The 12426-nt window shown below is 68.5% G+C and carries 11 protein-coding genes; 5 read left to right on the top strand and 6 right to left on the bottom strand.

Translation table 11 applies throughout. From position 1 onward, the window contains the following. Positions 1 to 100: 100 nt before the first annotated feature. A complete protein-coding gene (locus QA802_RS03805) occupies positions 101 to 493 on the bottom strand; it encodes a DUF6415 family natural product biosynthesis protein (RefSeq protein ID WP_329407157.1) in 393 nt (130 codons plus the stop codon). Positions 494 to 787: 294 nt separating this feature from the next. Between QA802_RS03805 and QA802_RS03800 the strand changes: the two genes are divergently transcribed. Both QA802_RS03800 and QA802_RS03795 read left to right on the top strand, forming a co-directional pair. Further along, positions 788 to 2176 carry an NsdA family TPR-like regulatory protein gene (locus QA802_RS03800; RefSeq protein WP_329407156.1) on the top strand — a complete coding sequence of 463 codons (1389 nt, stop codon included), beginning with the start codon at positions 788 to 790 and terminating at the stop codon, positions 2174 to 2176. A 72-nt stretch (positions 2177 to 2248) separates the two neighbouring features. After that, positions 2249 to 2749: an SAM-dependent methyltransferase gene (locus tag QA802_RS03795; protein WP_329009085.1), complete on the top strand. Its 501-nt coding sequence runs from the start codon at positions 2249 to 2251 to the stop codon at positions 2747 to 2749. Between the two features lie 62 nt (positions 2750 to 2811). Here the strand turns inward: QA802_RS03795 and QA802_RS03790 are convergent, their stop codons facing one another. Continuing rightward, entirely contained in the window at positions 2812 to 3198 is a 387-nt protein-coding gene (locus tag QA802_RS03790; protein ID WP_329019488.1) for an ATP-binding protein, read from the bottom strand. Positions 3199 to 3452: 254 nt separating this feature from the next. On the opposite strand from QA802_RS03790, the gene QA802_RS03785 reads away from it, so the two are divergent. Continuing rightward, entirely contained in the window at positions 3453 to 4694 is a 1242-nt protein-coding gene (locus QA802_RS03785) for a helix-turn-helix transcriptional regulator (RefSeq protein WP_329407154.1), read from the top strand. A 71-nt stretch (positions 4695 to 4765) separates the two neighbouring features. On the opposite strand, the gene cutA is transcribed toward QA802_RS03785, so the two are convergent. Continuing rightward, entirely contained in the window at positions 4766 to 5086 is a 321-nt protein-coding gene (gene cutA, locus QA802_RS03780; RefSeq protein WP_329009081.1) for a divalent-cation tolerance protein CutA, read from the bottom strand. A 1001-nt stretch (positions 5087 to 6087) separates the two neighbouring features. On the opposite strand from cutA, the gene QA802_RS03775 reads away from it, so the two are divergent. Together QA802_RS03775 and QA802_RS03770 are read left to right on the top strand one after the other, a co-directional pair. Next, on the top strand, positions 6088 to 6285 hold the full coding sequence (locus tag QA802_RS03775; RefSeq protein WP_093896588.1) for a helix-turn-helix transcriptional regulator: 198 nt from the start codon (positions 6088 to 6090) through the stop codon (positions 6283 to 6285). Next, positions 6276 to 7667 (top strand): tyrosine-type recombinase/integrase, encoded by a 1392-nt coding sequence (locus tag QA802_RS03770; protein ID WP_334518141.1) that lies wholly within the window; start codon positions 6276 to 6278, stop codon positions 7665 to 7667. The genes QA802_RS03775 and QA802_RS03770 overlap by 10 nt, the downstream gene beginning before the upstream one ends. A gap of 160 nt (positions 7668 to 7827) precedes the next feature. Here the strand turns inward: QA802_RS03770 and exaC are convergent, their stop codons facing one another. The 3 genes from exaC to QA802_RS03755 all read right to left on the bottom strand — a co-directional run bounded on the left by exaC (position 7828) and on the right by QA802_RS03755 (position 12417). Further along, positions 7828 to 9351: an acetaldehyde dehydrogenase ExaC gene (gene exaC / locus QA802_RS03765; RefSeq protein ID WP_334518139.1), complete on the bottom strand. Its 1524-nt coding sequence runs from the start codon at positions 9349 to 9351 to the stop codon at positions 7828 to 7830. A 175-nt stretch (positions 9352 to 9526) separates the two neighbouring features. After that, entirely contained in the window at positions 9527 to 10795 is a 1269-nt protein-coding gene (locus QA802_RS03760; protein ID WP_334518137.1) for a GAF domain-containing protein, read from the bottom strand. Between the two features lie 413 nt (positions 10796 to 11208). After that, a complete protein-coding gene (locus QA802_RS03755; protein WP_334518135.1) occupies positions 11209 to 12417 on the bottom strand; it encodes an ROK family protein in 1209 nt (402 codons plus the stop codon). Positions 12418 to 12426: the final 9 nt, after the last annotated feature.

Genomic DNA, 12426 nt, shown 5'->3' with positions numbered 1-12426 from the left:
TCCTCGACGGCTCGTGCAGGGCCGGCCGCCCGCTCGCCGCGAAGCACCAGCCAGGCCGTCGGCCCGAGGATCAAAGCGATGACGACGGCGCCGGTCACCGTCATGTCCGCGGCACCGAAGCGGCGAAGACCAGGCAGGCCAGGGCGAGGGCGAAGACGGCCCCGCGCAGCACGTTGACCGTGGGCTTCCGCCAACGCCGCCCGCCCTGCACGCTGATCGGCCCGGGACCGCCGCGTTCCACGTGTGCCATCAGCTCCTGGGTGGCCTCGGCGAGCCTGACCAGGTACACCCGGCTCGGCATGTAGCCCTCGGGGACGCTGTCGGAGCAGAGCCGCTGCGCGCGCAGCAGGGCGGGAATCCCGGGAGCGGTCTGTGCGCCCAACTGGGCAACGTGGCCGCGCAGAAGGCGAACGAGGTCCTCCACATCGGCAGCGCTGTCGGGCAGTGGCGAATCCTCGCCCAGCACCAGCGTCACCGTCTCCAACGTGGCCACCACGTGATCGCGCGTCGGCGCCGGCGCCTCAGTGACGGGCGCTCGCCGCCCGCGCTCTCCCACGGGCTGGCTGCCGTCTCGGTGAGGGTCCAGCGAAAGGCGCATGACGCAACTCCTGTTCGGATCAAGCCAAAGTGAGCCGAGATCGTCGGTCGGAGCCGACGGCTGGCGTGCGAAGTGAGTGACCTGGCAGCTACGTTGAGCGAACCGTGAATCCCGTCCGAGGGGTATGCCTGCGCGGACGGGAAGGCCGCCAAAGGCGCCAAAGATCATTTCGGAACTGAGGGGCAGTCCATGGCCCGTGAACGAAACGTCGCCCTCGCCGCACTCCTGCGCGAAGCAGGCTGGTCCCAGCCGCAAGCAGCCGCCGCTGTTGCCCGCGTGGCCGCGGAGTGCGGAGTGCGCGAGCTGGAGGCGATCTCCCGCTCGCACATCTCCATGTGGGTGCTCGGCACGAAGCCGAGTGGCAGAGCGCCGCATATCCTGCGCGAGACGCTGTCCCGCAGACTCGGCCGCCGCCTCTCCCTGGCCGACCTCGGGCTGGAAGAAGCGCCGACAGGCACGACCGACACCGGATCCGACTGGAGCGTCGACCCTCTGACCGCACTGGCCGAGCTGGGAAGCGACGATCTCGACATGCACCGACGCAAGCTGCTGGCCACCGCCGCCTACTCCGCGGTCGGCCTTGCCCTGCCCACAACCTCGTGGTGGGCAGCCGCCCCCGCTGCAGCGACGAACCGCCGACCGGCCTCCTCGCGCCCGGTGACTCAGGCCGACGTCGACGACGTCCGCGACCTCACGGTCTACTACTCCGCGCGCGACCAGCAGCGAGGCGGCGCATCCGGCCGCAAGGCCCTCGCCAGCCACCTGCTCGACGGTGCGGTACCGCTGCTTGGCGGCCGATTCCGTACAGATCAGCTTCGCCGCGACACGTACTCCGCCGTGGCGGAGATGACTTACCTCGCCGGTTGGATGGCCTTCGACGCCAGTGAACACCGCACTGCTCAGCGCTACCTCACCATTGCCGCCCGCATCGCGGCGGAAGCGGGAGACGGACCGCTCGGTGGTCATGTCCTGCGCGCCCTCGCCCACCAGGCCGTGGACCTCGGGCATCCACGCCGGGCGCTGGCCCTGGCCGACGCCTCGATGTCCCGCGACCGCTACGGCCAGGCCAGCCATCGTGAAAAGGCGCTGCTGGCGATCGTCCATGCACGCGCCCTCGCGTCCGATGGCGACCGGGCCGGCACCCTCGCGGCCATTAGCCGCGCGGAGCGGGACCTCGCCCGCGCCGACGCCACCGAGGCACCGGCCCGCGTCGGCTTTTTCCAGGAAGCCTCCCTCGCCCACGAGACGGCCTGCGCTCTGCGCGACATGGGCCAGCCTCGCGACGCGGAGATCCACTTCAAGCGCAGCGTGGCCACGCGCCGACGCCAGCAGTTCGCCCGTACCCACAGCGTGACCCTCGGCTACCTCGGCGCAGTCCAAGTCCAGCAGGGACGCCTCGACGAGGCATGCGCGACCTGGAACGAAGCACTCGACGCCATGGCCGGTATCCAGTCCGGGCGAGCCCGCGACGTCATCGTCCGCATGCAGAGCGACATCTCGCCCGTCCGGCAGCGCGGTGGTCTCCACGTCGCCGAACTGGACCGTCGCGCGCGAGGCATGTTGCGCGCCATAGGCTGACCACAGAACGGTTTCGCGGCGCCGACCGGAGGCCGCCGCGCACGCTACGCCCAGGGAGAGGAACGAGCGCTGATGCCGACCTACGAGGTCAAGTCGATCGCAATGGTCGTCGGCGGCCACACCCGCGTACAGGACGACTACCAAGGCGGGGTCGAATCGATCATCCGGCTCGACGATGCCTATCCCCTCGAAACGCTGCAAGGAATCGAGGAGTTCTCCCACCTGACCGTGACCTGGCGCTTCCATCTGGCCCGACCCGAAGACGTCCAGCTCCACGCACGCAGTCCAAGGGGAAACCAGAACTGGCCGGCGACCGGTACGTTCGTCCACCGCAACCACCGGCGCCCCAACCAACTGGCGGTCAGCTACCCGCGGTTGCTCAAGGTCGAAGGCAGGGACCTGCTGGTCACCGATCTCGACGCCGTCGACGGGACGCCCGTGATCGACCTGGCACCGTACTTCGAACAGATGGGGCCTCAGGGCCCGGTCCGTCAGCCCGCATGGCCTGGCGAGATGCTCGAACCGAACTACTGGGCGAAGGCAAGCGAACGCCCCTCGGAGCGTCCCTTGTAGGGGAGGTGACTGAGCTGCCCGAATCGACAACCGCATGGCCGGGAACCAGTTGGAGGTCTGGCTCAACCCGCAGCCCTCGCGTACCGGAACTCACACCACGTCTCTTTGCCGCTGCTCTCCCAGGCGTCTGAGATCGCATCGACAAGCCGGATCCCTCGACCGGATTCACCGTCGGGTCCGGCTTCCTTGAGTACAGCTGGGGCCGGATGGTGATCGGTGACCGAGACGCGCACCACGTCGACGGCCACCGTGATCCGGAGCACGACTTCTCCCTCTCCGTGAACCACGGCGTTGGTGACCAGCTCCGAGACGGCCAGTACGACGACCCCCACCACCGGCTGCGAAACACGGCACCGCCGCAGGAACGCCCCGGCTGTCTGCCGCATCTCCCCAACTCTCGCGAGATCAGGGAGAAAGGCCGCCTGACAGCCATGGGATGCCGCCGGTATGCCTGCCCTTGCCGATGTGCTGTGCCGGTCTTCGTGAACCGACCTCGCGCATGACACGCATGCTGTGGCGGCAAAGCTACGGATGCCCCCGCCGGGCGGGGTCTCCTCTTGGAGCCTGGTCATAGGGGCTATCGCACCGCGTGGCGACGCCGTCGACCAGGGGAATCCAGAGGGGGAAAAATCTGTCAAGGGGGAAAGCTGGAGGGGGAATTAGGGCCATGATTGGATTCCGCCCACCGACAGAGGTCACACTCATGCCAGATCCCTTCGCCGACCTGCTTCTCCGGCTTCGGCAGGACGCAGGCAGGACGCAGGAGGAGCAGGCAGACGCGATCAACGCTGTCTCCGGCCGGGACACCATGACCCGCCGAGAGATCAGCCGCTATGAGAACTTCGAAAACATCCCTACCAATCACACAATCGGCCACATCGCGGCGGCCTGCGGTGTCCCCTTCGAGGAGCTACAGCGGGAGGCCAAGGCTGCCCGCGCTCGGAAGAGAAAGGGGCATGCCAATGCAGGGGAGGACCAGGACGCCGTGAAGCGTCGCACGCTGCTGGGTGGCGCCGCTGTCGGCGTGAGCGCGGCTGCCGAGCCCTGGGGGCGCCTCGCCTTCGCCCTCAGCAAGGGGTCCAAGATCGATTCGCCCTCCGCTGTCGCGCTCATCGACCGGGCCGCTGAACTACACGTCCAGGAACTCAATCTCAGCGCCCGGCGGCTACAAAGCACGGTCGAGTCGCATCTTGACGCGATCACTGCGGCTCTGCCCCGTGCCGGCGAACACGAGCGGGCTCTCACCATCGCCGCCGGAGAAACCGCTGCCCTGGCCGGTTGGGTTGCCTGGGACCTAGGTGAGCACGACAAAGCCGACGCCTACTACAAGGTCACGTCGCAGTGCGCGACGACCGCCGGGCACCCTCCGCTCCGAGCCCTGGCCCTGACCTACAGCAGCTACGGCGCCTCGACGCCGAAGGCGAAGTTGGAGTTCCTTTCCCAAGCGGCCAGCGATGTGCGAGGCCACGGCAACGCTACTGCTGCCGCCTGGGTCCTCGGCAGGCACGCGGAGGAGGCTGCGGCGGCCGGCGACGAGATGGGGGCGCTCCGGGCGTTGGAGCGAGCGCGCTTCGCCTACGACTTCGCGGATCACACCAACGAGCAGGCGTGGGTCCGGTTCGTGACCCCGTACCGCATGGACTCGCTGGCCCTCTCTGTATACGGGCAGTTGAGGCGTCCCGAACTCACCGCTACAGCAGACACCGCAGTCGACCGACTCGGAGACGAACTCCCGGACGGAGGCGTCGTGGTCCTCGGTGATCTCGCTTCGGCCCTGCTGCGTGGAGGCGACGTCGACCAAGGGGTCTACGTGTCACGACAGTTCGCCGCCGCGGCACAGGCCAAGCCCAACACGATGGGCAAGGAGCGCGCATCGACAATCGCAGCGTCGCTCCCCGACAGCGAGCAGGAACTCAGCCGCCATCTGAAGCAGTTCGCATCCTGAGTCCCTGCGCGGCACGCGGACAAGCCCAGGACGCGAACGCGGTCGTACGGCCGGTCCGTCGCTCCGCAGACCTATGCCGTCTCCGCGACAACCCAGGACAGGTACGCCTCCGAACCGCCGGTCACGGGCAGTGTGATCCACTGGGGGACGTCGTATGGGTGCTTCTCGTGCAGCCACGCCTCCAGTGCCGGTAGACGGTCCGTCGTCGTCATGTACGAGATCCGCCACTCTTGCGCCGTCTCGACCTCCCCCTTCCACCAATAGAAGGCGGTGATTGGCGCATCGATGTGAACGCCCGCTGCCAGCTTGCTCTCGACCGCGCCTCGGGCCAGCGCCTTCGCCTGATCCTCGTTGTCGCTGGTCGTCTGCGCGATCACAATCTCGTGGGCCATGCATCTACCTCTCCAGCTCGGATACCGCGACCCTACCCAGCCGTTCAGCACACGCCGAGACAGTCGGTCGCTACCGGTCAAGATGGGCGGGACTCACCCACCGGCCCCGGTCAGTCAGTCGGCAGCCTGTCTTCCAGGGTGGCGCGACGTTTTCGGCAGCACGGTGAAGGTCCTCTTGTCGACGAGACACGGGCAGCGACTTCATGACGAAGGCGGCGGCATGTCTTGCGCCTCAACCCCCCGTGACAGAAGGGCTCCACGCAGCTGTCGGCATGCATTCGCCGACCGCAGACAAGAAAGAACTCCAAAGGACTGGAAACCTCCGCCGGGAGCATGTCAACGTACAACGTCCCGGAAAACACCAGGTCAGAAGTACCGCCCACACCGGGCTCCTTCTGGCGTCGTCCCTTGCTAGGAGGTTGGTCTGTCGGATTTCGCTATTTGCTCCGCTCGCTTCCCTTCCCCTGTTCTCTTCGCGCTAGGCGCACTGAGCGCTTGGTCCGGCCACGGCCGGTGACCACGGCACCGTGTCTACTGGGCTGGGCGTTTGCGCCTTTGCGGCCGGACGGTTCGGCGAGGATCTACTGCAACGCAGCCATCGCCGCGACCGAGCAGTGCACCCCGGATCTGCAACTTGGCACGTGGCCCCGGCCATTAGGGCTCCTGAGCGTGTCGTAGCGCGAAATCTTGACAGACTCACTGATGAGGGTCTGCTGGTAATCGTCACGGACGGCGCGACCCCTGCGCTGCGCTCATACCGGTTGGCTTCCTAGCTGAAGCCAGCGCGGGAGCAACCGGACTCTGGCGATGCGGCACGCAACATAGACCACGATCGCCGGTTAGCCAAACCGGCGATCGTCGCGACCATTGAGGAGTTCGCGGCGGCTGCGCTTGGCGGTGGAGCTGTGCGGATGCGGTGAACTTCCATGCCAACGCTCAACTGAGTTAGCTCTGTTGTACCGCCCAGCGTCTGGCGACTCGTTCAAATCTTCAGGGGAAAAATGGCTCGCCCTCCTGCGCTCAAACTCGCCGAGGTCCTGGCGGAAATCCGAATGAGCCCGTCAGCGTTCTACCGCTTGCGCGCTCGTGGTCAAGCGCCCCGAATGATCAAACTTCCGAATGGTGAACTCCGCTGCCGCCGCGTCGATCTAGACGCGTGGTGGGAAGCGTGTGAGAGGGATACGCCTGAATGGCGATGAGTTACAGAGTTCGATTTTGGGACACACGTGAGCGGCCCGACCGTCGCAAGGGGTTTGAGGTTCGATGGACGGTCAATGGGCGGGAGAAATCCGAGTCCTTTCTCACGAAGGGGCTTGCGGAGAGCCGACGTTCCAAACTCGTGACTGCCGCGCGCGACGGCGAGCCGTTCGACACAAGGACGGGCCTGCCGGCCTCCGAGCTCCGGGCACTGAAGCAGCGCACCACCTGGTATGTCCTGGCGCAGGAGTACATTGAGCAGCGTTGGGACCGTACGCCGGGAAATACACGTCGAACGCTTGCCGATGCTCTCGCGACCATCACTCCAGCCTTCGTCGAGCCAGAACACATGTCCCGGGCACCTCGTGAACTGCGGAGGGCACTGTATTCATGGGCTTTCAACAAAAAAGCCTGGAGGGAGGATCCACCCGAGGAGTGGCAGGCAGCACTGGATTGGCTGCAGCGCCATTCGCTGCCCGTGGGCGAGTTGGCGGAGCCCGATGTTCTGCGCCGGGGACTCGATGCTCTGTGCCGCAAGGTTGATGGGGCAGCCGCTGCAGCGAAGACCGTGAAGCGCAAGAAAGCTGCCGTCAACGAGGTGTTCGGAGTCGCAGTGGAACGTGGGTACTTCACCCAGAACCCGCTGAGCGGCTTGCGGTGGTCTGCGCCGGAAGTTGCCGACGAAGTCGATCCGGACTGCGTGCCCAATCCGGCGCAGGTGGGCCGCCTGCTTGCTGCGGTCAGGGCGCTGCCCGGTCGAGGCCCACACCTGTACGCCTTTTTCGGGTGTATGTACTACGCCGCGATGCGTCCTGCTGAGGTTATTCACTTGCAGAAGTCTCAGTGCCGACTGCCAGCGAGCGGATGGGGGCTCCTCAACCTGAAGGGCGGGGTGGTCATGGCGGGGAAGGAGTGGACGAATGACGGTGCCGTTCACGAGGTCCACTCACTGAAGCGACGGGCGGCCAAGGCGACGAGGCCCGTGCCCATCCCGCCTGTGCTGGTGCGCATGCTGCGCGAGCACATAGAGAGTTTCGGTGTCGCGCCCGATGGACGTCTGTTCCGCAATGCAGCGGGAAACTACGTCGATCCTTCCGCGTACGGCATCACATGGGGACGTGCGCGTGAGGCCGCACTGACTCTCGATGAACACGCCCTTGAGCTTGCGAAACGCCCCTACGACCTGCGCCACGCAGGAATCTCATTCTGGCTTGCCTCCGGTGTCGACCCGGCAGAGTGTGCGCGCCGCGCCGGACAAAGCATCCAGGTTCTCTTCCGCTACTACGCCAAGTTTCTGGCCGAGGCGCGGAACCATGCCAACAGCCTGATCGAGGAGTCGATGCGAAGGTGGGAGGGGCAGGACGGCAGCGCAGAGGACGCGTGAGCCGGGCCTTGGCCCGGAAATGCCCCGGAACAGCTGGTCAGAGATGGGACAGCAGTGGGACATATCGGGAGTTACTCTGCACTTCACCCCGTGACTTAGATGCACGCTGGGAAGGGCGCCTGACAGGTGAAGTGCCTGGTCAGGCGCCCTTTTTTGACGTCTAGAAGAAGCCCAGTTTCTTCGGCGAGTACGACACGAGGAGGTTCTTCGTCTGCTGGTAGTGCTCCAGCATCATCTTGTGGGTCTCCCGGCCGATCCCGGACTGCTTGTAGCCGCCGAAGGCGGCGTGCGCGGGGTACGCGTGGTAGCAGTTGGTCCACACGCGCCCCGCCTGGATCGCCCGGCCCGCGCGGTACGCCGTGTTGATGTCCCGTGTCCACACCCCGGCGCCGAGGCCGTACGACGTGTCGTTGGCGATCTTGATGGCGTCGTCGAAGTCGTCGAACGAGGCAACCGAGAGGACCGGGCCGAAGATCTCCTCCTGGAAGATCCGCATCCGGTTGTCGCCCTCGAAGATCGTCGGCTGGACGTAGTAACCGCCCTTCAACTCCCCGTCGTACTCTGTGCGTTCGCCGCCGGTGAGGATTCTGGCGCCCTCGTTCCGGCCGATGTCGATATAGGAGAGGATCTTCGCCAGCTGATCACCGGAGGCCTGCGCGCCGATCATCGTTTCCGTGTCGAGCGGGTGGCCGGGCTTGATGAGCTCGGTGCGGGCGACCGCCGCCTGGAGGAAGTCGCCGTAATTGCCGCGCTGTATGAGGCCGCGCGACGGGCAGGTGCAGACTTCGCCCTGGTTCAGCGCGAACATGGTGAACCCCTCGAGGGCCTTGTCCCGGAGGTCGTCGTCCTTCTCCCAGACGTCGTCGAAGAAGATGTTCGGCGACTTGCCGCCGAGTTCCAGGGTGACCGGCTTGAGGTGCTCCGCCGCGTACTGCATGATCAGCCGGCCCGTGGACGTCTCGCCCGTGAAGGCGACCTTCGCCACCCGAGGGCTGGACGCGAGCGGTTTGCCCGCCTCCGGTCCGAACCCGTTGACGATGTTGACCACGCCGGGCGGCAGCAGGTCCGCGACCAGACTCATCCAGTAGTGCAGCGACACCGGGGTCTGCTCGGCGGGTTTGATGACCACCGCGTTGCCCGCGGCGAGGGCGGGCGCGAGCTTCCATGTGGCCATCAGGATGGGGAAGTTCCACGGGATGATCTGCGCGACGACGCCGAGCGGCTCGTGGAAGTGATACGCCACGGTGTCGTCGTCCACCTCGCTGAGCGAGCCCTCCTGAGCGCGGATCGCACCGGCGAAGTAGCGGAAGTGATCGATGGCCAGGGGGATGTCCGCCGCGAGTGTCTCCCGGACCGGCTTGCCGTTCTCCCAGCTCTCCGCGACGGCGAGGGGCTCCAGGTAGGCCTCCATCCTGTCGGCGATCTTCAGCAGGATGTCGGAGCGCTCGGTTGCCGAGGTGCGCCCCCAGCCCGGCGCGGCGGCGTGCGCCGCGTCCAGCGCCCGTTCCACGTCCTCCGCCGTGCCGCGTGCCACCTCCGTGAAGCTCTCCCCGTTCACCGGCGACGGGTTGTCGAAGTACCGCCCGAGAGCCGGGGGGACGTACTCGCCGCCGATGAAGTGGTCGTAACGCGTCTCGTAGGAGACGATCGCGCCTTCGGTGCCGGGCGCCGCGTAACGAGTCATCCTGCTCTGCCTCCTTCAGCAGCGCTGCCCGTCGTTGGACAGCTCTCCGCGCGAAGCTAGGGACACGGACGTTGCAACCACGTTGCGTGCGGCAGCGGCGTGCAGGCCGAGCCCACACCGCACCGCAGAGGGGCGACGGCCCGCGTGCCCGTCGGTGGACGCCTGCGGACACGGCCTAGAGGCGCGGCCATCCCGGTGGGGCCGTCAGCTCCGTGTCCAGCGATGCGAGGCGCGCCCGTGTCGCCGCAGTCGGACGGGCCGTCGTAAGGGCCCGCCACACGTCGACGTCCTCCTCGCCCCACGGCGCGTGTGCCCAGTCCGCCTGCAGATCGGGGTCGCCGCAGGTGATCAGAGCGGCGCGCAGACCCTCGGTGAGGCGGCGTCTGAGCCGGACCACCGCCGGGGCCTGCGACCCCGGCAGCGGCGGTCCGGCGTACGCCGTCACCGCCGCCGTCACCGCGCCGGCCGCCAGCCGTCTCTCGACGACGGCCAGGTCCGACTCACAGGCGACCGTGAGCCGGTAGGGGCGCGAGGCCAGCAGACCGGGGCCGAGCACGGCGCGCAGCCGGGCGAGTTCGGCCCGCAGGGTCACCGGGGTCACCGACTCGTCCTCGTAGAGCGCGCACAGCAGCCCGTCGCCGGTCAGGCCTTCGGGGTGCCGGGCGAGCAGCAGCAGGATCTCGCTGTGCCGTCGGCTCAGCCGCAACTCCCGGTCGCCGGTGACCAGTCGCGCCTCGTCCCGGCCCAGCACGCTCAGTCGCCCGGTGTCGGTGCCGGGCCGCTCCGGGGCGAGCAGGGCCAGATGAGCCTCCGCGGCCCGGGCGACGGCCTGGACGAAACCCAGGCTGTGCGGATGCGCCAGCCTGTTGCCGCCCGTGATGTCCACGGCACCCAGCACCCGACCCGTTCGAGGGTCGTGCACCGGGGCGGCCGCGCACGTCCACGGCTGCACCCGTCGTTTGAAGTGCTCGGCCGCGAACACCTGCACCGGCCGGTCCAGGGCGACCGCCGTGCCCGGCGCGTTCGTCCCGACCGCGTTCTCCGACCACCGCGCCCCGGGCACGAAGTTCATCCGCCCCGCGTGCCGCCGTGTCACCGCGTGACCCTCGACCCACAGCAGCCTGCCGTGCGCGTCGCACACCGCCAGGAGATGCTCACCGTCCGCGGCGAACGTGCCCATCAGCTCGCGGAACAGCGGCATCACCCGCGCCAGCGGATGTTCCGACCGGTACGTTCCGAGGTCGCCGTCGGTCAGTTCCACGTCCGCGGTGCCGTCGGGGCCGACGCCGGCCCGCGCCGAACGCCGCCACGAATCGGCCACGACGGCCCGCACCGGCAGCGGCACGGTGCCCGCCTCGGTGAACGTCTCATGGGCCCGGCGCAGAATCCGTACCCGCTCGGCAGGGTCGGCCCCCGGTTCGAGGGCCACCCAGGGATCGGTCAACTCTTCCTCCTGGAAGGCGATACGGCTGGAGACATCGTCACTCCCGGTGCGCGGGCCGACAACCGTCCGGACGGCCCTCACCGAAGGCGATCCGTCCAGTCCGATCCGGACCCGTCGCCCGGAACCCATGGTGTCCGATGCCGTGCAGCCGTGCGGGCAGCGCACGGAATCAGTGGACGCGCCGGTGGTTGTGGACAACTCCCTCACGCGAACGAGGAGTTCCGCATGCCCAGCGGGAGCGGCCGGAGCGGCAGGAGGGGGCAGGACGGCAGGCACGGCAGGCACGGCAGGCACGGTCGGTCCGGCAGGTGCGGCGTGCCCGGCGTATCCGGTGTTCACAAGGCCTTTCGGGCGGGGAACGTGACCGGCAGACAGGTCGGCCGGAGTCGGTGAGGGCCCGGTCCGTTCAGCGTTCAGGCCCGCTCCGCCACCGCCGCCGGATCGTCCAGCACCGCCCGCACCACCGAGTGCGCGGCCCCCAGCAGCGGTCCTTCGGGGCCCAGCCGCGAGACGGACACCGGGCGGGCAGGGCCCGCGGTGCGCCGGGAGAGCTCGGACTCGAGCGACGGGAGAAGCCAGGGCGCGAGGCCGGCCAGGGCGCCGCCGAGCACGACGCCATCGGGGTCCAGCAGGTTGATGGCCCCGGTCAGGGCGATTCCCAGCGACGTCCCGGCCTCCCGCAGAGCACGCCGCACGTCAGGATCGCCGTCCGCGGCCCGCCCGGCGAGGAGACCTACGCGGTCCTCGCCCGGTTCCAACCCGGCAGCGCGCAGCACCGCCTCCTCGCCGGCGTACTGCTCCAGACATCCGCGCCCGCCGCACACGCATGCCGGCCCGTCGGGGTGCACCGGTACATGGCCGAGCTCACCCGCGAAACCGCGGGTGCCGCGCAGAAGGGCGCCGTCCACGACGAGTGCGGCGCCGATGCCGATCTCGGCCGACACGTGCAGGAAGTCCCTCGGTGTGTCCGTGCCGAGCCAGAGCTCGGCCAGGCCGCCGAAATTGGCCTCGTTGTCCACGGTCAACGGGTACGCCCCGGGCAGCAGCGCGCCGAGGTCGACGTCCTGCCAGTCGAGGTTCGGCGCGCGCACGATCGTACGGGCGTCCCGGGCCACGAGGCCCGGGACGGCGACGGAAAGCCCGGCAGGCCACAACCCCTCGCGTTCCGCGGCCGTGACGACCTGGTGCAGCAGGTCGGTCAGCTCCTCGACGACCGGCTCGGGGGAGCGGCCGCGGTTCGTGCCGTGTCGCACGGCCCGCGCCCGTACCTCGCCGCGCAGGTCGACGGCGCAGACCGCCAGGTGGTCGACGCCGATCTCGGCGCCTATGCCCGCGGGACCGCGCCCGCTGACCGCGAGCGCCGAACCGGGTCGGCCCACCCGGCCGGGGCGTTCGGGACCGAGTTCCTCGAGGAGTCCGGTGCGTATGAGTTCGTCGACGAGGGTCGACACCGCCGCCCTGGTCAGACCGATCCGTGAGGCGACCGCGGCCCGCGAGAGCGAACCCTCGGCACGGACGGCGTGCATCACCCGGGCCAGGTTGCGGCGACGCATGCCCTGCTGGGTGTCGGGAGTCGCGCGCCCCGGGCCTGCCGGCCGGGCCTCGTGCAGCGGTGCGGTCATGCCTCCGTC

The sequence above is a fragment of the Streptomyces sp. B21-105 genome (assembly GCF_036898465.1).
Lineage (GTDB): Bacteria > Actinomycetota > Actinomycetes > Streptomycetales > Streptomycetaceae > Streptomyces.
The sequence above is the reverse complement of the archived record's forward strand: the minus strand, read 5'-3'. Positions and strand labels throughout refer to the sequence as shown.